The organism is Kitasatospora sp. NPDC059973 (assembly GCF_042737525.1).
Taxonomy (GTDB): domain Bacteria; phylum Actinomycetota; class Actinomycetes; order Streptomycetales; family Streptomycetaceae; genus Kitasatospora.
This window is the reverse complement of sequence record NZ_JBHWUI010000093.1, coordinates 1-19,164: the sequence shown is the minus strand read 5'-3', so window position 1 is coordinate 19,164 and position 19,164 is coordinate 1. Positions and strand designations below refer to the sequence as shown.

The 19,164-nt window shown below is 72.0% G+C and carries 15 protein-coding genes and 2 tRNA genes; 6 read left to right on the top strand and 11 right to left on the bottom strand.

Features of this window, described 5'->3' with window-relative positions:
* The first annotated feature begins 10 nt into the window (after positions 1–10).
* The gene (gene wecB / locus ACFWA9_RS24145; protein ID WP_380389657.1) at positions 11–1,153 is read left to right on the top strand and encodes a non-hydrolyzing UDP-N-acetylglucosamine 2-epimerase; all 1,143 of its coding nucleotides are present in this window, start codon (positions 11–13) and stop codon (positions 1,151–1,153) included.
* A gap of 165 nt (positions 1,154–1,318) precedes the next feature.
* Positions 1,319–2,860: a glycosyl hydrolase family 18 protein gene (locus ACFWA9_RS24140; protein ID WP_352289179.1), complete on the top strand. Its 1,542-nt coding sequence runs from the start codon at positions 1,319–1,321 to the stop codon at positions 2,858–2,860.
* Positions 2,861–2,888: 28 nt separating this feature from the next.
* Here ACFWA9_RS24140 and ACFWA9_RS24135 read toward each other — a convergent pair whose 3' ends face one another.
* Both ACFWA9_RS24135 and ACFWA9_RS24130 read right to left on the bottom strand, forming a co-directional pair.
* The gene (locus ACFWA9_RS24135) at positions 2,889–3,410 is read right to left on the bottom strand and encodes a hypothetical protein (RefSeq protein WP_380389655.1); all 522 of its coding nucleotides are present in this window, start codon (positions 3,408–3,410) and stop codon (positions 2,889–2,891) included.
* 321 nt (positions 3,411–3,731) lie between these two features.
* The gene (locus tag ACFWA9_RS24130; RefSeq protein ID WP_380389667.1) at positions 3,732–6,344 is read right to left on the bottom strand and encodes a valine--tRNA ligase; all 2,613 of its coding nucleotides are present in this window, start codon (positions 6,342–6,344) and stop codon (positions 3,732–3,734) included.
* A 212-nt stretch (positions 6,345–6,556) separates the two neighbouring features.
* Here ACFWA9_RS24130 and ACFWA9_RS24125 point away from each other — a divergent pair, with 212 nt between their 5' ends.
* Positions 6,557–7,405, top strand: coding sequence for a hypothetical protein (locus tag ACFWA9_RS24125; protein ID WP_380389653.1), 849 nt, complete (start codon positions 6,557–6,559; stop codon positions 7,403–7,405).
* A 107-nt stretch (positions 7,406–7,512) separates the two neighbouring features.
* On the top strand, positions 7,513–8,325 hold the full coding sequence (locus tag ACFWA9_RS24120; protein WP_329487639.1) for a hypothetical protein: 813 nt from the start codon (positions 7,513–7,515) through the stop codon (positions 8,323–8,325).
* Between the two features lie 79 nt (positions 8,326–8,404).
* Here ACFWA9_RS24120 and clpX read toward each other — a convergent pair whose 3' ends face one another.
* From clpX to ACFWA9_RS24090, 6 genes are all read right to left on the bottom strand, one after another.
* Positions 8,405–9,694, bottom strand: coding sequence for an ATP-dependent Clp protease ATP-binding subunit ClpX (gene clpX, locus ACFWA9_RS24115; RefSeq protein ID WP_030397392.1), 1,290 nt, complete (start codon positions 9,692–9,694; stop codon positions 8,405–8,407).
* 282 nt (positions 9,695–9,976) lie between these two features.
* Entirely contained in the window at positions 9,977–10,639 is a 663-nt protein-coding gene (locus tag ACFWA9_RS24110; RefSeq protein ID WP_327676905.1) for an ATP-dependent Clp protease proteolytic subunit, read from the bottom strand.
* A 58-nt stretch (positions 10,640–10,697) separates the two neighbouring features.
* On the bottom strand, positions 10,698–11,315 hold the full coding sequence (locus tag ACFWA9_RS24105; RefSeq protein ID WP_305067940.1) for an ATP-dependent Clp protease proteolytic subunit: 618 nt from the start codon (positions 11,313–11,315) through the stop codon (positions 10,698–10,700).
* A 307-nt stretch (positions 11,316–11,622) separates the two neighbouring features.
* A complete protein-coding gene (gene tig / locus ACFWA9_RS24100; protein ID WP_329487641.1) occupies positions 11,623–13,026 on the bottom strand; it encodes a trigger factor in 1,404 nt (467 codons plus the stop codon).
* 255 nt (positions 13,027–13,281) lie between these two features.
* The gene (locus ACFWA9_RS24095; RefSeq protein WP_380389650.1) at positions 13,282–14,751 is read right to left on the bottom strand and encodes a DHA2 family efflux MFS transporter permease subunit; all 1,470 of its coding nucleotides are present in this window, start codon (positions 14,749–14,751) and stop codon (positions 13,282–13,284) included.
* A gap of 163 nt (positions 14,752–14,914) precedes the next feature.
* Positions 14,915–14,988 (bottom strand) — tRNA-Pro (locus ACFWA9_RS24090).
* 143 nt (positions 14,989–15,131) lie between these two features.
* On the opposite strand from ACFWA9_RS24090, the gene ACFWA9_RS24085 reads away from it, so the two are divergent.
* Positions 15,132–15,202: transfer RNA gene (locus ACFWA9_RS24085), tRNA-Gly, on the top strand.
* 132 nt (positions 15,203–15,334) lie between these two features.
* On the opposite strand, the gene ACFWA9_RS24080 is transcribed toward ACFWA9_RS24085, so the two are convergent.
* Positions 15,335–15,886, bottom strand: coding sequence for a hypothetical protein (locus ACFWA9_RS24080; RefSeq protein WP_380389648.1), 552 nt, complete (start codon positions 15,884–15,886; stop codon positions 15,335–15,337).
* Positions 15,887–16,147: 261 nt separating this feature from the next.
* On the opposite strand from ACFWA9_RS24080, the gene ACFWA9_RS24075 reads away from it, so the two are divergent.
* Positions 16,148–16,888, top strand: a complete 741-nt coding sequence (locus ACFWA9_RS24075) for a DUF6348 family protein (protein ID WP_359811622.1) — start codon at positions 16,148–16,150, stop codon at positions 16,886–16,888.
* A gap of 62 nt (positions 16,889–16,950) precedes the next feature.
* On the opposite strand, the gene ACFWA9_RS24070 is transcribed toward ACFWA9_RS24075, so the two are convergent.
* Together ACFWA9_RS24070 and ACFWA9_RS24065 are read right to left on the bottom strand one after the other, a co-directional pair.
* Complete coding sequence (locus tag ACFWA9_RS24070; RefSeq protein WP_329487645.1) at positions 16,951–17,145, bottom strand: hypothetical protein; 195 nt, start codon at positions 17,143–17,145, stop codon at positions 16,951–16,953.
* Positions 17,146–17,684: 539 nt separating this feature from the next.
* The gene (locus tag ACFWA9_RS24065) at positions 17,685–18,914 is read right to left on the bottom strand and encodes a PP2C family protein-serine/threonine phosphatase (RefSeq protein WP_352289197.1); all 1,230 of its coding nucleotides are present in this window, start codon (positions 18,912–18,914) and stop codon (positions 17,685–17,687) included.
* Between the last annotated feature and the right edge of the window lie 250 nt (positions 18,915–19,164).

The window sequence follows — 19,164 nt, the reverse complement described above, 5'->3', positions numbered from 1 at the left end:
GAGTTCCACCGTGTCCCCGTTCCTTCCCCCGCTGCCGCCCGCCAGTGTCGCCGTCGTCCTCGGCACCCGCCCCGAGCTGGTCAAGCTCGCCCCGCTGATCCACGAGCTCGGCGCCGCGACCCGGCTGGTGCACACCGGCCAGCACTGGGACGAGGCGCTGTCCGGCCGCTTCCTGCGCGACCTCGACCTGCCCCGGCCGGAGCTGCTGACCGGCGTCGGCGGCCGCCCGCGGGCCGGCCAGATCGCCCAGTCGCTCGGCCAGCTGGACGCCGCCTTCGCCGAGGACCGGCCCGCCGCCGTCGTCGTCCAGGGCGACACCAACGCCACCCTGGCCGGCGCGCTGGCCGCCAACGCCCGGGAGATCCCGCTGGTGCACGTCGAGGCCGGGCTGCGCAGCTTCGACCGGGCGATGCCCGAGGAGCACAACCGGGTGATGGTCGACCACGTCTCCGACCTGCTCTGCGCCGCCACCGCGGAGAACGCGGCCAACCTGCGCGCCGAGTCGCTGGACGAGGAACGGATCACCGTCACCGGCAACACCGTCGTCGAGGTGGTCCACCGCCGGCTGCCCGACCGGGCCGCCCGGACCGCGCTGCTGGCCTCGCACGGGCTGGAGCCGGACGGCTACGTCCTGGCCACCGTGCACCGGCCGGAGAACACCGACAGCGCCGAGGCCCTGGGCGCCGTCCTCGCCGAACTGGACCGGATCGCCCGGGCCGGCACCCCCGTCCTGTTCCCGATGCACCCGCGGACCGCGGCCGCCGTCGAGCGGTTCGCGCTGGACGGCCTGCTGGAGCGGATCGCCGTGACCGCGCCGGTCGGGTACGCGGAGTTCCTGGGCCTGGCCCGGCACGCGGCACTGCTGGTCTCCGACTCCGGCGGGGTCCAGGAGGAGTGCACCGTGCTCGGCCGCCCGCTGCTGGTGGTGCGCCGCTCCACCGAACGCCCGGAGGCCGTCGACGCGGGGTTCGCCGCCCTGGTCGCCCCCGGCGAGGAGCTCGGCGGGCTGGCCCGGACCTGGCTGGCCGACACCCCCGAGCGGCTCGCCCGGCTGGCGGCCACCCCGAGCCCCTACGGGGACGGCCTGGCCTCCGCCCGGATCGCCCGGCTGACGGCAGGGCTCGCCGCGCGGTCGGAGCCCGCCGCCGCCTGACGCCCGGACAGGCACTCTTGACAGCCGGATTGGTCTACTCCACCTTGTGAGGGCAAGTCTCCTCCCCCGACAGGGACTTGAGTTGTCGGTAGCTCCCGCACCAGCGACAGCCGGACGGCTCTCCCCCACGTGAGCCGACGGTCTCCCCCCACAGGAGATGGAGTCATGCCACCTGCCCGACACCGGCGCGCCCGCGTCGTCCACACCCTGCTCGCCGGCGCCTCGGCGATCGCCCTGGGCCTGAGCGGCCTGGTCGTCGCCACCAGCGCCTCCGGCGCGGCGACCGCCGACGTCGACGTGATCGACAACGGCGGCTTCGAGGCCGCCGACCACCTCGGCCACTGGACCTGTCCGTCCGGCGCCGCGGCGGACACCGCCACCGTCCACTCCGGCTCGTACGCGCTGCGCGCCACCCCGGGCTCGGGCGACACCGGCGAGTGCACCCAGACCGTCACCGTGAAGCCCTCGTCCACGTACACCCTGAGCGCCTGGGTGCAGGGCTCCTACGTCTACCTCGGCGCCCGCGGCACCGGCGGCACGGACCCCGGCACCTGGACCAACTCGGCGGGCTGGTCCAAGCTCTCCACCACCTTCACCACCGGGGCCGGCACCACCAGCGTCACGGTCTACCTGCACGGCTGGTACGGCCAGCCCTCCTACCTGGCCGACGACGTCTCGCTGATCGGGCCGGGCGACCCGAAGCCCACCCCGACCGGGACTGCGACCCCCACCGCGACGCCGACCACGACCCCGACCCAGACGCCCACCGGGACGCCGACGGTCACCCCGACCGTCACGCCGACCCGGCCGGGGCTGCCCAAGCACCTGCTGACCGGCTACTGGCAGAACTTCGACAACACCGCCACGGTGCAGCGGATCAGCGACGTCCCGGCCGCGTACGACATCATCGCGGTCTCCTTCGCGGACGCCACCGGCACACCCGGGGGCCTGAGCTTCACCCTGGACCCGGCCCTGTCGGCCAAGCTCGGCGGCTACACCGACGCGCAGTTCAAGGCCGACATCGCGGCCAAGAGGGCGGCCGGCAAGAAGGTGGTGCTCTCGATCGGCGGCCAGAACGGCACCGTCTCGGTGAACAGCTCCGCCTCGGCCACCACCTTCGCCAACACCGCCTGGGCCCTGATGCAGAGCTACGGCTTCGACGGGATCGACATCGACCTGGAGAACGGCGTCAGCGCCACCTACATGGGCCAGGCCCTGCACGCGCTGGCGGCGAAGGCGGGCAGCGGGTTCGTCCTCACCATGGCGCCGCAGACCATCGACATGCAGTCGACCGGGATGGAGTACTTCAAGCTGGCGCTGAACGTGAAGGACATCCTCACCATCGTCAACATGCAGTACTACAACTCCGGCGCGATGCTCGGTTGCGACGGGCAGGTCTACTCCCAGGGCAGCGTCAACTTCCTGACCGCGCTCGCCTGCATCCAGCTCAAGGGCGGGCTGCGGCCCGACCAGGTCGGGCTCGGGGTGCCCGCCTCCACCAGCGCGGCGGGCGGCGGGTACGTCAGCCCGTCCGTGGTGAACAACGCCCTGGACTGCCTGGCCGCCGGCACCAACTGCGGGAGCTTCAAGCCCGACACCAAGTGGCCCGGCATCGGCGGGGCGATGACCTGGTCGACCAACTGGGACGCCAAGGCCGGCGGCGGCATCGCCGGCACCGTCGGCTCGCACCTGCACGCGATGCCGTAGGCGCGGCCCCGTGGGTCCGGGCCGGGTCTCAGACCCCGGCCCGGGCCTCCGGGATCTCGGGGCACGGGCCGCAGTGCCGGCGCCGCAGTTCGGCGGTGATCTCGGCCAGCTCGCCCTCGGGCAGCAGCGGCAGCATCATGGCGACGCCCTGGAGCAGGCCGCCGAGCAGGAAGGTGGTGTCGGCGGTGGCGGCCACCAGGCCGCGCACCTCGGTCACCTCGCCCGCCGCCACCGCCTCGATCAGGCGGGCCGCGTCGGCGGTGTCCTCGTCCACCGCCACCGCACCGCAGTCGGCCGGGGCGCGGCGGGCCATCGCGTGCAGCACCCGGTCGCCCACCTCGGGCGCGTACGCCTTGCGGACCGCCTCGGCGGCGATCCAGGCCAGCAGGGTGGTCACCTCGCGCTCCGCGTGCTCCTCGAAGAGCCGGTCCAGCGCGTGGTCGAAGGCGAGCTGGTTCCCGTGCCGGAACGCGAGCAGCAGCGTCGCCGCCCTGCCCTTGGCCTCCTGGACCGCTTCCACCGGCAGTTCGTCGGCCAACTTCTCGGTCACCATCACGCCATGCCCTCCCGTCGGTCGTCGGCTGGCGAAACTCCGTCACACCGTACACAGCCGACCTGCAAACTTCCGCGAACCCGCGCGGGCAAGACCGGAATGAATTCGGGCGGAATAGGACTTCACCCGGTCCATGATGAATATTCGCCGGAACAGAGCAATGGCACTGGGCTATTAGAGGGCCGATTTCACCGTTCGGCCGGAGCGGCCGGCCGGAGCGCTCCCGCCGGCCCGGCCGGCGCCCGGCCGAAAGTCCGCGCGAACGCCGAGGGGCCGCACCCCGCGTCGGCGGAGTGCGGCCCCTGGTGAGCCGGCCGGTCAGGCCTGCGGCAGCGCCGCGAGCTGAGCGGTGATCCGGACGATGTCGGCCTCGGCGGCCTCCTGACGGGTCCGGATCTTGGCGACCACGTCGTCCGGCGCCTTGGCGAGGAACGCCTCGTTGCCGAGCTTGCCGGCCGTCTGGGCCTTCTCCTTCTCGGCGGCCGCGAGGTCCTTGGCGAGGCGCTTGCGCTCCGCCGCGACGTCGATGGTGCCGGAGAGGTCCAGCAGCACGGTCGCGCCCGCGACCGGGAGCGAGGCGGTGGCCGAGAAGCCCTCCTCGGGAGCGGTCAGCCGCAGCAGCGAGCGGATCGCGTCCTCGTGGACGGCCAGCACGGTACCGGCCACCTCCAGCCGGGCCGGGACCCGCTGACCCGGCTTCAGGCCCTGGTCGGTGCGGAAGCGCCGGACCTCGGTGACCACCTGCTGGAGCGTGGCGATCTCGGCCTCGGCCGCCGCGTCGCGGTAGCCGCTGTCCGCCGGCCAGTCGGCGATGACCACCGACTCGGCGCCGGTGAGCGTCGTCCACAGGGTCTCGGTGACGAACGGGACGATCGGGTGGAGCAGCCGCAGCGTGACGTCCAGGACCTCGCCGAGCACCCGGCGCGCGGCGTCGGCCTGCGGGCCGCCCTTGGCGAGGGTGGTCTTGGAGAGCTCGACGTACCAGTCGAAGACCTCGTCCCAGGCGAAGTGGTAGAGCGCCTCGGACAGCTTGGAGAACTGGTAGTCCTCGTAGAGCGCGTCCACCTCGGCGACCGTGCTGTTCAGCCGGGACAGGATCCAGCGGTCGGCCGCGGTCAGCTCCTCCGGCGCGGGCAGCGGGCCCTCGACGGTGGCGCCGTTCATCAGCGCGAAGCGGGTGGCGTTCCAGATCTTGTTGGCGAAGTTGCGGGCCGCCTGGACCCAGTCCTCGCCGATCGGGACGTCGACGCCCGGGTTGGCGCCGCGGGCCAGCGTGAAGCGCAGCGCGTCGGAGCCGTACTTGTCCATCCAGTCCAGCGGGTTCACCACGTTGCCGAAGGACTTCGACATCTTCTTGCCGTTCTGGTCACGGACCATGCCGTGCAGCGCGATGGTGTGGAACGGCGGGGTGCCGTCCATCGCGTAGAGGCCGAACATCATCATCCGGGCGACCCAGAAGAAGAGGATGTCGTAGCCGGTCACCAGGACGGCGTTCGGGTAGAACTTCGCCAGGCTGTCGGTCTGCTCGGGCCAGCCGAGGGTGGAGAAGGGCCACAGGCCGGAGGAGAACCAGGTGTCCAGGACGTCGGTGTCCTGGTGCCAGCCCTCACCCGTCGGCGGCTGCTCGTCCGGGCCGACGCAGACGATCTCGCCGGCCGGGCCGTACCAGACCGGGATCCGGTGGCCCCACCAGAGCTGGCGCGAGATGCACCAGTCGTGGAGGTTGTCGACCCAGTCGAAGTAGCGCTTCTCCATCTCCTGCGGGTGGATCTTGACCTTGCCGTCGCGGACCGCGTCGCCCGCGGCCTGGGCGAGCGGGCCGACCTTGACCCACCACTGCATGGACAGCCGCGGCTCGATGGTGGTCTTGCAGCGCGAGCAGTGGCCGACCGAGTGGACGTACGGCCGCTTCTCCGCCACGATCCGGCCCTCGGCGCGCAGCGCGCCGACGATGGCCGAGCGGGCCTCCAGCCGGTCCAGGCCCTGGAACGGGCCGTGCACGGTGATGACCGCGTGCTCGTCCATGACGGCGATCGACGGCAGGCCGTGGCGCTGGCCGATCTCGAAGTCGTTCGGGTCGTGGGCCGGCGTCACCTTGACGGCGCCGGTGCCGAACTCCGGGTCGACGTGGGCGTCGGCGACGACCGGGATGCGGCGGCCGGTCAGCGGCAGCTCGATCTCGGTACCGACCAGGTGGCGGTAGCGCTCGTCCTCCGGGTGGACCGCGACCGCGGTGTCGCCGAGCATCGTCTCGGCCCGGGTGGTGGCGACGACGATCGAGGCGCCGCCCTCGCCGTAGCGGATGGAGACGAGCTCGCCGTCGTCGTCCTGGTACTCCACCTCGATGTCCGAGATCGCGGTGAGGCAGCGCGGGCACCAGTTGATGATGCGCTCGGCGCGGTAGATCAGCTCGTCGTCGAAGAGCTTCTTGAAGATGGTCTGGACGGCCTGGGAGAGCCCCTCGTCCATGGTGAAGCGCTCGCGGGACCAGTCCACGCCGTCGCCGAGGCGGCGCATCTGACCGGAGATCTGGCCGCCGGACTCCGCCTTCCACTGCCAGACCCGGTCGACGAAGGCCTCCCGGCCGAGGTCGTGGCGGGACTTGCCCTCCTTGGCCAGCTCGCGCTCGACGACGTTCTGGGTGGCGATGCCGGCGTGGTCCATGCCGGGCTGCCAGAGGGCCTCGTAGCCCTGCATCCGCTTGCGGCGGACGAGGGCGTCGATCAGCGTGTGCTCGAAGGCGTGGCCCAGGTGGAGGCTGCCCGTGACGTTCGGCGGCGGGATGACGATGGTGTACGGGGGCTTGTCGCTCTTGGCGTCGGCCGTGAAGTAACCGCGCTCTACCCAGCGCTCGTACAGCTCGCCCTCTACGTCCGCCGGAGCGTAGGTCGTCGGGAGGGTGGCTGCGTCGTCCCCGGCGTGAGTGCTCACGGGGCGCTGGTTCGTGGTGTCGGTCACGACGCACAGTTTACGTACCTGGGGACGTGGGTTACGAACCGCTTTCGGTCCGGGCCCCTCGCGCCCGACCCGGGCGGGCCGTCGGCCCTGTGCGATAACGTGCCCGCACAATCGTCCGGTCCTTGGTAGGGACACGGAGGACTTCATCACGACAGGCCGCGGGTGCGGCGGGGGAGCACAGGCAGATGTACGGCCAGGGTCAGCAGTATCCGCAGGGTCAGCCGCAGCCGTACGGGGCACCGCAGCCCTACGGCGCACCGCAGCCGCAGCCGCCCTACGGGGCCGCCCAGCCGCCCTACGGCCAGCCGCCGCAGCAGTACGGCTATCCGCAGCAGGGGGCCCCGGCCCCGCAGTACGGCGCGCCCCAGCCCCCGTACGGCGCCCCGCAGGCCCCGTACGGCGCGCCCGGCTACCCGGTCGCGCCGCCGCCGAGGAAGAGCAGGGCCGGGCTGGTGGTCGGTCTGGTGATCGGGGCCCTGGTGCTGGGCGGCGGCGGCTTCGGCCTCTACAAGGTCCTCGGCGGGGACACCGGCGGGAAGTACAAGATCACCGCCGCCCAGTCGCTGCCGGACGGCTACACCCAGAAGTCCGCCAAGGAGCAGGCCGCCGACCCGAGCAAGGCCGAGACCTCCAAGCTCGGCACCGACCTGCACGTGCTGGTCGCCAGCTACGCCAAGGGCGCGGACCCGCTGGACACCATCAGCGTGATCGGCGTCTACGGGAACCTCGACGACCCGGACAAGATCATGAAGGACTCCGAGAAGCCCGGTGAGGGCGGCAGCTGGACCACCCCGCTGGCGGAGTTCCCGGCCCAGGACAGCCACAACTCCTCGGCCAAGCTCTCCTGCGGCGTCTACGGCGTGCTCGGCGGCAAGTCGCAGTCCACCGTCTGCATCTGGGCCGACAAGTCGACCACGGCCCGGGTCTCCTTCCTGAAGGCCAGCCTCACCGGCGCCGCCCAGACCGCGCTCACCCCGGCCCAGGCCGCCGAGAAGACCCGGGCGATCCGCTCCGCCATGGTCGTCGCCAAGTAGCCCCGGCGCCGCTCACCCTCACACCTGCCACCCGGCTCCGGGTGGGAGTGCGTCACGTCCGCCGTCCCGTCCCCTCCCGTCCCCTCCCGTCCCCAGAAAGGGCCATCGTGACCGATCAGACCCCGTACGGAGCCCCGCCGCCGCCCGCCGGACAGCCCCAGGGCGGCGCTCCCGTGCCGCCCCAGCCCGGCTACGGCGCGACGCCCCCGCCGCCCCCGGCCGACCAGGCCTGGGGCGCCGTCCCGCCGCAGGGCACGCCGCCCGGCTTCCCGCCCGCGGAGGGCCAGCCCGGCTACCCGGGCTACGGCGCGTACGCCCCGGTTCCGCCGCGCAAGTCCCGCAAGACGCTCTGGATCCTGCTCGGCGTGTTCGTCGGCGTGCTGGCGCTGATCGGCGGCGGTCTCGCCTACTTCGTCTTCGACGTGACGTCCAACGCGGGCACCCAGAAGATCGTCCTGCCGGCCACCTTCAAGGACCTCACGAAGGACACCGACAACGAGATCGCCGACGCGATGGAGAAGGAGATCACCTCCGAGTTCGGCAAGGGCGACGGCGCCTGGAACCCGACCGGCGTCAGCGCCGTCTACCAGGACTCCTCGGAGGAGCCCCAGCTCATCGTGGTCGGCGGCTACGGCAAGGTGCTGCTCCCGAAGCAGGAGCTGGACGCCATGTTCAAGGGCTTCTCGTCCGGCGGCCCCGCCGTCACCGACCGGCACGCGGTCGACGCCGGCTCCAAGGGCGGCACCATGGAGTGCGCCAAGGCCACCCAGTCCGGCACCGACCTGGGCATCTGCGCCTGGGCCGACAACAGCACCCTGGTGCTGCTGATGCAGGCGCCCGAGGACGGCAAGGCGCCGGACCTGGAGAAGCTCGCGGCCGACGCCCGCGACCTGCGCGCGGTCGCCGAGGTGGCGAAGTAACCTCCTCCGCCCGCGGCGCGGAACGCGAGGGCCCCCGGAGACCGACCGACGGTCTCCGGGGGCCCTTTCACGCGGAAGGTCAGGCGCTCTTGTCGCGCCGCTCCCGCTTGATCATGTCACGCGGGACGAGCGTGGGGATGGCGTGCTTGGAGACGACGTCCCCGGTGACCACCACGCGGGCGACGTCCTGACGCGAGGGCACCTCGTACATCACGGACATCAGCACCTCCTCCATGATGGCCCGCAGGCCGCGCGCGCCGGTGCCGCGCAGGATCGCCTGGTCGGCGATCGCCTCCAGCGCGTCGCGGGAGAACTCCAGCTCGACGCCGTCCAGTTCGAAGAGCTTGCGGTACTGCTTGACCAGCGCGTTCTTCGGCTCGGTGAGGATCTGCAGCAGCGCCTCGCGGTCGAGGTTGTGCACGCTGGTGATCACCGGGAGGCGGCCGATGAACTCGGGGATCATGCCGAACTTGACCAGGTCCTCCGGCATCACCTGACGGAAGTGGTCGCTGGCGTCCTGCTCCCGCTTGGAGCGGATGTTCGCGCCGAAGCCGATGCCCTTGGCACCCGCGCGGCCCTCGATGATCCGCTCCAGGCCGGCGAACGCGCCACCCACGATGAACAGCACGTTGGTGGTGTCGATCTGGATGAACTCCTGGTGCGGGTGCTTGCGCCCGCCCTGCGGCGGCACCGAGGCGGTGGTGCCCTCCAGGATCTTCAGCAGGGCCTGCTGCACGCCCTCGCCGGAGACGTCCCGGGTGATCGACGGGTTCTCGCTCTTGCGGGCGACCTTGTCGATCTCGTCGATGTAGATGATCCCGGTCTCGGCCTTCTTGACGTCGTAGTCGGCCGCCTGGATCAGCTTCAGCAGGATGTTCTCGACGTCCTCGCCGACGTACCCGGCCTCGGTCAGCGCGGTGGCGTCGGCGATCGCGAACGGCACGTTCAGCATCCGGGCCAGCGTCTGCGCGAGCAGCGTCTTGCCGGAGCCGGTCGGGCCGAGCAGCAGGATGTTGGACTTCGCCAGCTCGATGGCGTCCTCACGGCCGTTGCCGCCGCTTCGGCCGGCCTCGCCCGCCTGCACGCGCTTGTAGTGGTTGTACACCGCCACCGACAGCGCCTTCTTGGCGAGGTCCTGGCCGACCACGTACTGGTCCAGGAACTCGTAGATCTCGCGCGGCTTCGGGAGCTCCTCGAAACGCACCTCGGAGGTCTCGGCGAGCTCCTCCTCGATGATCTCGTTGCACAGGTCGATGCACTCGTCGCAGATGTACACGCCTGGGCCGGCGATCAGCTTCTTCACCTGCTTCTGCGACTTGCCGCAGAACGAGCACTTGAGCAGGTCGCCACCGTCTCCGATGCGTGCCACGAGGTGCTTCCCCTTCGCCAGGGGCCCCGCGGGGGTTCCGGGGCCTGGTGCTGTGGACCGTACACGCCGACGGCGCCCGGTCTCGCTATCCGACGGTACTCTGCCGGGCCCCTGATTCCGTCCTCTTCGCCAGGTCTGCCCTACGCCCTGGGCGAATTGATACCGAACAGATGCCGGCGGCCGCGCCGCCGATGCGCCGGGGGCGGGGCGCGCGACTCCTTGCGCGCCCCGCCCGGGAGCTTCGCCCCGCCCCGACGGGGGCAGGGCGGGAGAGTGCCGGCCTCAGGAGGTCAGCGAGGCCTTGCGGGTGGAGATGACGAGGTCGACCAGACCGTACTCGACGGCCTCCTCGGCCGTGAGGATCTTGTCGCGCTCGATGTCGTCGCGGACCTGCTCCACCGACTTGTTGGAGTGCTTGGAGAGCATCTCCTCCAGCTGCTCGCGCATCCGGAAGATCTCACGGGCCTGGATCTCCAGGTCCGAGACCTGGCCGCGGCCGGTCTCGGTGTACGGCTGGTGGATCAGGATGCGGGCGTTCGGCAGCGCCATCCGCTTGCCGGGGGTGCCGGCCGCGAGCAGCACGGCGGCGGCGGAGGCGGCCTGGCCCATGCAGACGGTGGTGATGTCCGGCTTCACGTACTGCATGGTGTCGTAGATGGCCGTCAGCGCCGTGAACGAGCCACCGGGCGAGTTGATGTACATCTGGATCTCGCGGTCCGGGTCCATCGACTCCAGGCAGAGCAGCTGAGCCATGATGTCGTTCGCGGAGACGTCGTCGACCTGCGAGCCGAGGAAGATGATGCGCTCCTCGAACAGCTTGGCGTACGGGTCGTACTCACGGATGCCCTGCGAGGTGCGCTCGACGAAGCGCGGGACGATGTAGCGGCCCTCGGCGCGCATGTCCTCGACGCGTGCCTTGGCGCTGGACAGGCTGGGGATGTTCATGGGGGTTCTAGTCCTCCGGAGCGTTGTGGCTGTGGTCTCGTGGGAGCCGGGCCGAGGCTCAGGCGCCCGTGCCGCCGCCGCCGGGGACGTCCGCGGCGCTGTGCATGATCGCGTCGATCAGGCCGTACTCCAGGGCCTCCTCGGGCGTGAACCAGCGGTCGCGGTCGGAGTCCGCGGTGATCTGCTCGAAGGACTGGCCGCTGTGGAAGGCGATCAGCTCGGACATCCGCTTCTTGGTGCGGAGCAGCTGCTCCGCCTGGATGCGGATGTCCGTGGCCGAGCCGCCGAGACCGGCGGACGGCTGGTGCATCAGGATGTTGGCGTTCGGCAGCGAGAAGCGCTTGCCCTTGGCGCCGGCGGTCAGCAGGAACTGGCCCATCGAGGCGGCCATGCCCATCGCGATGGTGACGACGTCGTTCTTGATGTACTGCATGGTGTCGTAGATCGCCATGCCGGCCGAGATCGAGCCGCCCGGGGAGTTGATGTAGAGGAAGATGTCCTTGTCCGGGTCCGCGGCCAGCAGGAGCAGCTGGGCGGTGATCTTGTTGGCGATGTCGTCGTCGACCTGCTGGCCGAGGAAGATGATCCGCTCGTTGAGCAGCCGGTTGTAGACCTGGTCGCCCAGGCCGCCGAGCACGTCACCAGAGGCGGCGTGCGGCGCCATCGGGCCAGGCATCTGCATCTGCGGGAACGTCACTTAGCCACCTGCTCAGTCGATTTGGAGGGCCGTGCCACGGCCCTCACGGTGTCGCACAGCTTCCGGGTATCACGGTGTGATTGTTGCTGTCCAAGGACCCTAACGCGCAGGCCGGGCCGCAGAATCCCTCACGCCGAACTGTTCGCTGTGAGCGCAGGGTTCACGGCGCGGCCGGGGCGTCCGGCCGCCGCGACCGGCGGGGAACGCGGTCGGCCGGGGAACGCGACGGGCCCGGACGCCGCGTACGGCGTCCGGGCCCGCTCCTGCGTCAGTCGGACCGGGGCGGTCAGGCCTCGGTCTTCTCCTCGGCGTCGGCCTCGGCGGCCGGCGCCTCGGCGGCGACGGTCTCGGCCGACTCGTCGGTCTCGTCGTCGTCGAAGTTGATCTCGTTGCCCTCGGTGTCGACGACCTTGGCGGCCTCGACCACGGTGGCGAGCGCCTTGCCGCGGGCGACCTCGCCGACCAGCAGCGGCACCTGGCCACCCTGGACGACCTGCTGCGCGAACTGGTCCGGGGTCAGGCCCGAGCCGGCGGCGCGGCGGATGAGGTGCTCGGTGAGCTCCTGCTGGTCGACGCCCAGCTCCTCGTCGGCGACGATCTGGTCCAGGACGAACTGGGTCTTGATGCCCTTCTTCGCCTGCTCCTCGGTCTCCGCGAGGAACTCCTCCTCGGTCTTGCCCTGGGTCTCCAGGTAGGTCGCGAGGTTGAGGCCCATCGGCTCCAGCTGGTGGTGCTCCAGGTTGTGCTTGCGGGTCTCGATCTCGTCCTTGAGGAGCTTCTCCGGGAACTCGATCTCGACCAGCGCCAGCAGCGCGTCGAGCACCTTCTCCTGGGCCTGGGTGGCCTGGTCGTACTCCTTCATGCGCTCCAGGCGCTTGCGGGAGTCGCCGCGCAGCTCCTCCAGCGAGTCGAACTCGCTGGCCAGCTGGGCGAACTCGTCGTCCAGCTCGGGGAGCTCCTTCTCCTGGACGGCGGTGACGGTGACGGTGACCTCGGAGGTCTTGCCCGCCTGGGTGCCGCCCTTGAGCTCGGTGGAGAAGGTGGCGGTGCCACCGGCCTCCAGGCCGACGACGGCGTCGTCGATGCCGTCGATCAGACGGCCGGAGCCGATCTCGTAGCTGACGGCCTTGGCGATGCCGTCCTCCGGCACCTCGCCGTCGACCTTGGCCTCCAGGTCGACGACCACGATGTCGCCGGCGGCCGCGGCGCGCTCGACGTCCTTGACCGAGGAGAAGCGCTCGCGCAGCTGCTCCAGCGACTTGTCGACGTCCTCGTCGGTGACCACGATCGGGTCGACGGTGACCTCGATGGTCGAGAAGTCCGGAAGGGTGATCTCGGGACGAATGTCGACCTCGGCGGTGAACTTCAGGTCACCGCCGTCGGCGATCGTCTCGACACCCTCGATGTTGGTGATGTCGGGCTGGCCGAGGACCTCGATCTTGCCCTCGTCGACGGCCTGCGTGTAGAAGCGCGGGAGGGCGTCGTTGACGGCCTCCTCCAGCACGGCGCCACGACCGAAACGCTGGTCGATGACACGGTTCGGGATCTTGCCCTTGCGGAAGCCCGGGACCGAGACCTGCTGGTTGATCTTCTTGTACGCCGCGTCGAGGCTGGGCTTGAGCTCCTCGAAGGGCACCTCGACGGTGAGTCGAACCCGGGTCGGGTTCAGAGTCTCGACGGCGCTCTTCACGGTTTGGTCTCCTATGGGCTTGCGGTCAGGTTGCCTCCGCCCTCCCCATCGACGCCGGCCTGGGCCGGTGCGGGCGGGTCGGGCGAGACGGGCGATGGGCGGTTGGAGCTGCATCTCCCGTGGGGGGTGGACGGTGAGCGTGACTCCTCGCCCTCGTGCGGTTGACCTGGGTTGACGCCACAGGGACTACCGCCAGCGCCCCATCCTACCGGTACCACGAAAGGCGGACGCCAGGACGTCGCCGCCGGGGGTCGCTCAGCCCTTCCCGACGGGCTCCGCGACGGATTCCGCCGCCCCCTCACCGGTACCCCCGGCCGGTACCGCGCGCATGGTGGCGGCGGCGTCGGAATCCCGTACCAGCAAGGAGATCGCGGCCGCCGCCAGCGCCAGGCCGGCGGCGGTGAGGAAGGCCGCCCGGTAGGCGGCGAGGTTCGCCACGGGCGTACCCGAGGCGTTCACGGTGACGGCCCCCACGGCCGTCAGCACGGTGCCGAGCACCGCGACCCCGAGCGCGGAGCCGAGCTGGCGCTGCGCGTTGTAGAGGGTGGAGGCGGCCCCGGTGTCGCGGGCGCCGATCGTGGCGAAGGCGGCGGTCTGCGAGGGCATGAAGACGTGCGACATCGCGTACCCGGTGACGAACATCAGGGCGCGGACCGCCCAGAGGTTGCTGTCCGGCCCGATCGTGGCCATCAGGGCCAGGCAGCAGGCCACCACGGCGGAGCCGGTGGCCAGGATCCGGCGCGGGCCGATCCTCGGGTACAGGCGGCTCGCGATCTGGGAGGCGAGCATCACCCCGAGCGCCTCGGGGAAGACCATCAGACCGCTGTGCAGGGCGTCCATGCCGAGCGCGTCCTGCATCAGCAGCGGGAAGAGGTAGAGCATGCCGAGGAAGGCGGCGCCGGAGAAGAGCGAGAGCAGGTTGGTGGTGCGGAAGATGCGGTCCCGGAAGAGCCGCAGGTCGAGCATCGGCTCGGGCAGGCGCAGCTCGACCACGACCAGGGCCGCCAGCGCGCAGCCGCCGACGAGCGCGGAGGCCACGATCCGCGCGCTCCCCCAGCCCTGCGACGCGCCCTCGGAGAGCGCGTACATCGCGGCGCCGAAGCCGACGGCGGAGAGCAGGAAGCCGGCCGCGTCGAAGCGCCCGGCCCGCTCGGCGCGGTAGTCCGGCAGCGCGAGCAGCCCGAAGACCAGGGCGGCGAGGCCGACCGGCACGTTGACGATGAAGACCCAGTGCCAGGACCAGCCGTCCACCAGCCAGCCGCCGAGCACCGGCCCGGCGGCCGGCGCGACGGCGGTGGGCAGCATCAGGATGCGGGTCGCCCGCATCCGCTCCTCCTGCGGGAAGGCCCGGAAGAGCATGGTCATCCCGACCGGGGTGAGCAGGCCGCCGGCCGCGCCCTGGAGGATCCGGTAGAGGGTGAGCGAGGTCATCGAGCCGGCCGCGCCGCAGAGCAGCGAGGCGACGGTGAACAGGGCGAGCGAGGCGAGGAAGACCCGCCGGGTGCCGAAGCGGTCCCCCAGCCAGCCGGAGAGCGGGACGAAGACGGCCAGGCTGACCAGGTAGCCGACGTTGATCACGCCGACCCCGGCCGGATCGGTGCCGAACTCCCGGCCGATCGCCGGCAGGGCGACGTTGACGATCGTGGTGTCCATGATCGACATGAAGAGCGAGGCGACGAAGACGACTCCGACCGCGATCTTGGGGTTCATCCTCATCGGGCTCATCCGGGCTCCAGCATTTGGTGAAAGGTCAACCATTCACCATGCCGGACCGGGCCGAAAAGGACAACAGGCCCGATCTTCCGCGCCCACGGGCCGGCGACCGGACCCCTCGGGGCCCCCGGAGACGCCAACAGGGCCCCGCCGAGGACGAGACCCTGCCGCACTGTCGGGGTGACCGGATTCGAACCGACGGCCTTCCGCTCCCAAAGCGGACGCGCTACCAAACTGCGCCACACCCCGTGGTGCCGAGAGGAAGCGTACACGCCGGGCCCCGCCCGGTCGGCGACATATCCGGGGCCCCGGAACGAATGTGGTGTGCGCTCGGGCGACCGGACCAGGTACGCTGTTCCCGACCTTCCGTCCGGCGACGGCCGGAGGATCGCGCGGGTGTAGCTCAATGGTAGAGCCCTAGTCTTCCAAACTAGTCACGCGAGTTCGATTCTCGTCACCCGCTCCGACCGCCCGGCCCCGGCACGACGTCACCGTCGTACCGGGGCCGTCGCGTTTCCCGGCCTCCCGTCAGCACCCGGCGCCGCCCGTCAGCACCCGGCGCCGCCCGTCGGCACCGGGGCCGCCCGGCGGTCCGTCAGAGGCCGAGCCGTCCGGCGCGGGCCGCCGCCCGGTCGAGCAACTGGTGGACGTCGGCCTGCCGGGTGGTGGGCCGGTCGTTGAACTCGTCCGGGGAGGCCGCGGGCCGGCCGGTGGCGTGCAACACCTCCATCAGCTGCGTCCGGGCGGTGCGGACGGTGTCCGGGGTCCCGTAGCCGTGGGCGAGGACGGCGGCCTGGGCGCCGAGCAGGCAGACCCGGCCGGCGCCGTCCCACATCGCGCCCTGCAGCCAGCCGGCCGCTCCGATGTAGCGGGAGGCCAGCCGCAGGTGCTCGGCGGCGCTCACCGGCACCGGACGGGGCGGCCGGCGCAGCGCGCGGTCCAGCAGCGTGGCCCGGGGCGAGGGGTGGCCGGCGTGCCACGGCTGCACGGTCGAGCCGAGCGGGCAGACGTACGGCGGCCGGAGGTAGGGCGCCGGGGCGCGCGCCGGAGCGGGCAGCGTGGCGAGGTACGCCTCGATCTCGGCGACCAGGCCGGTGCCGTCCGGGGTGAGCAGCGGCGGAGCGGGCGTCAGGTCGGTGCGGGGCATGCGGTTCTCCAGGCGGGTGGCCTACGGTTGCCGCTACCCAAAATGGTGCATAGGGGACATTTCTGCGACCGGAGAGCCGGGCTCGCGCCGACGGGCGGCGGTCCGCGTCGGTTTCCCGGCAGGGCTCCGGGCCGATAGCCTCGGCGGCGTTCGAAAGTAGTTCGAGAGCAGTTCGAGAACGCTGCGAACCCGAGGGTGGAGGAGTGTCCGGTGCGTCCCCAGGACCGACTGGCCGTCATACAGCGCTCTGTGGTCCGGGAAATGGCACGCTTCGGGCAGGAATTCACCGTCGACGGCGAGGTGGTGCGCGGTCCGGGCACCACCGCGGTGGCCGTCCGGGAGCACCCCGGCATCGACGGCGCCGGCCACGTCGACCTGGGCTTCGTGCTGCGGCTGGGCCGGGCGGACGCGCCGGTGGTCTGGGACTGCTCGGCCGGCCTCGGCAAGACCGAGGAGGAGAAGCTCGACAACGCGGTGCGGATGTGGGCGACCACCACCGCGGCGGCGCTGGTCGAACTGCGGGAACGCCGCGGCGAGTACGCCGACCACGCCGATCACGCGGAACTGCCCGGCTGGCACGCCGTGCAGGGGCCGGCGGCGGTGTTCGGCTTCGGCAACGAACGGCTGGCCGGCTGGCTGGCGGAGCACCGGGTGCTGCCCGCCCTGGCGCCCGCGCTGCTGCCGGACCTGGCCGGGCGGCAGTTGAACGGGGTGAAGCTCTTCCTCGGCGGCAAGTCGGGGGACGACGTCGCCGAGGTCCGGGTCAACGGCGAGGTGTCGGAGGCCGCGTCGGCGGCGCTGCGCGCGCTGGACTGGCCGCGCGGCGAACGGCTGTGCTGGGCACGGCTGTTCGTGCTGCTGACGGCCCCGGACACGGCGGTGGTGACGACCGCGCCGACGGGCGTGGCGGCGCCCGTCACGGTTCGGCCGCGGGCCCTGGCGGCGGCCCGGGCCCGCGGGCTGTTCGCCCGCTGGCGGCAGGCCAGACGGGCCGACCGGTGACCCGGACGGCCGGCCTCCTCCCCCGCTGAACCCGCTCTCGGGGCCCCGACCGGGGCCGGGGGTCAGCTGGCGATGTTGGAGATGCTCTTGGCGATCTGGCTCAGGAAGTCCTGGATCGGCTTGGCGGCCGTGCTCTGGTTGAGCATGAAGCCGAACAGGGCGGCCAGGATCGCGTGCCCGACCTTCAGTTGCTTGTTGCGGATGAAGATGAAGCAGATGACGCCGAACAGGACCAGTGCGGAGACGGAGAGTGCCACCCGGACTCACTTCCTCGTTTCATAGCGGGGCGCCATCGGCTGACCCCTGCGAAGCCGGACCCCGGCCTGTCCGACGGTCCCGAGGCGGAACGGCAGTTCGTCCGACGTGTCGCGGCCGGAAGGGAGTCCGGTACGGCCGGACGGTGTCCGTCGTGCCGCATGTGGCGCCCCCATCCCCCGAGTCCTGACCAGTCCCGCCCGGACTCAGTGTGGTCGACCGTGCCGATTGCGTAAAGGTCTGACTGTCAGCCGAACGCCGATATCCTGCGATGCGAGACGAGTTTCCGCCGACCGAGACGATAGCGGAGCCGTTCTGACGAATCGTCGGTGGGGCGCCGCTGAGCGGCCGGGAAACGGTCGGCGGGCCGGACCGGAACGGGCTGGTCCGCTCCGGCGACGGCGGGTCGGAAATGGCCGAAGATCAGCTCCCAGGCTTGACAGCAGCTGCCCGCGGCATGTGCCCGGGAACCGCCCGCCCGCCCGTCGGGGGGAACCGGCCCGGTCAGGGCCTCCCGGGCCGGACCGGCGGGGACGCGCGGTCAGTCGCGCCAGAGCAGCAGGACGGCGCGGTCGTCGTTGATGTCCCGGGCGACCGTCTCGATCAGCCGGGCGGCGGCGCCCGCGCCGGCGCCCGGACCGCCGCCGGGGACCAGCCGGTCGGCCTCGCCCATCAGCCGGTCCATCCCGTCCGAGAGGTCCCGGCCGGGCGCCTCGACCATGCCGTCGGTGCAGAGCATCAGGACGTCGCCGCGGTTGAGCCGGCCCCGCACGCCCTCGAACTTGGCGCCGTCGTAGATGCCGAGCAGCGGACCCTCGGTGGTCTCCTTGATCTCCCAGCGCCCGGCGCCCGCGAGCCGCTGCATCCCGGGCAGGTGGCCCGCCGAGAGGAGCTCGTACTCCCCCGTGTCCAGGTCGAGGACCAGGTGGACGGCGGTGGCGAAGCCCTCCTCCCAGGACTGGCGGAGCAGGTAGCCGTTGGCGGCGGGCAGGAAGTCGTGCGCGGGCAGCGAGCCGACCAGGCCGCCGAAGGCGCCGGAGAGCAGCAGGGCCCGCGAACCGGCGTCCATGCCCTTGCCCGAGACGTCCGCCAGGACCACCTCCAGCACCCGCTGGGCGGGGCCGGTCCGGGCGGCGACCACGAAGTCCCCGGAGAAGGACTGCCCGCCGGCCGGGCGCAGCGCCATGTCGGCGTGCCAGCCGTCCGGCAGCTCCGGGACGCGGCTCTGCACCCGCAGCCGCTCGCGCAGGTCGAAGAGCATCGTGGAACCGCCCCACCAGGGGACGCCGACCCGGCTGCGGAACTGGGCCAGCAGCAGGCCGCCGACCCCGGCCGCGCCGACTACCAGGGCGGCGCCGGGGGTGACGCCGTAGGTGTAGGCGTCCGGATCGGCGCTGGCGACCCGCTGGCCGGTGTGGATCACGGACTCGGCGGAGAGGCCGAGCGCGGCCAGCGCGTAGAGCACCACCAGGCTGCCGGGGCGCAGCAGCAGGGCGGCGGCCAGGATCGGCAGGACCAGTGAGGTGGGCGGGACCCAGGCGGGGATCCAGATGTTGAGCAGGATCAGCAGCGGGACGAGCAGGGCCAGCACGCAGAGCACCGGCCAGTCGGCGGCGCCGCCGCGGAAGTAGTCGACACCGGCGGTGCGCAGCCTTCGGCGGACCCGGCGGAGCTTCTTGCGCAACCGGGCCGTCACGGGGTCGGGCGCCGTGGCGGCGCCGGGCCTCGTCGCAGTCGTCTGGGGCGTTTCGCCCGGCGGTCTGCCAGCCATGGGGACCGACCATATCCACCGGTACGGGTCGGCGTCGACGGCCCGGGCGCGGGCGGCGCCGCCGTGGCGCGGGCGCGCCAGTGGGTTTCGGCCGATCGCGGCGGGCGTCGGCCGCTGCGTCAGGAAGCGTACGCCGGTTGGGCGTACGAACCGTGCGGGCCGCACCCGCGCGCCGGGCGCGGCGCCGTCGGCGCGCCGGACGGGCGGGGCGGGCGCTGTGGCCGATCACACAGGACGGAGCCTGTCTATG

What these genes read in the sequence shown, in the direction of transcription:
- ACFWA9_RS24140 (WP_352289179.1), top strand. Translation starts at nt 1,319, where the DNA reads ATGCCACCTGCCCGACACCGGCGCGCCCGCGTCGTCCACACCCTGCTC.
- ACFWA9_RS24125 (WP_380389653.1), top strand. Translation starts at nt 6,557, where the DNA reads ATGTACGGCCAGGGTCAGCAGTATCCGCAGGGTCAGCCGCAGCCGTAC.
- ACFWA9_RS24110 (WP_327676905.1), bottom strand. Translation starts at nt 10,639, where the DNA reads ATGAACATCCCCAGCCTGTCCAGCGCCAAGGCACGCGTCGAGGACATG.
- ACFWA9_RS24105 (WP_305067940.1), bottom strand. Translation starts at nt 11,315, where the DNA reads ATGCCTGGCCCGATGGCGCCGCACGCCGCCTCTGGTGACGTGCTCGGC.
- ACFWA9_RS24095 (WP_380389650.1), bottom strand. Translation starts at nt 14,751, where the DNA reads ATGAGCCCGATGAGGATGAACCCCAAGATCGCGGTCGGAGTCGTCTTC.
- ACFWA9_RS24080 (WP_380389648.1), bottom strand. Translation starts at nt 15,886, where the DNA reads ATGCCCCGCACCGACCTGACGCCCGCTCCGCCGCTGCTCACCCCGGAC.
- ACFWA9_RS24075 (WP_359811622.1), top strand. Translation starts at nt 16,148, where the DNA reads ATGGCACGCTTCGGGCAGGAATTCACCGTCGACGGCGAGGTGGTGCGC.
- ACFWA9_RS24065 (WP_352289197.1), bottom strand. Translation starts at nt 18,914, where the DNA reads ATGGCTGGCAGACCGCCGGGCGAAACGCCCCAGACGACTGCGACGAGG.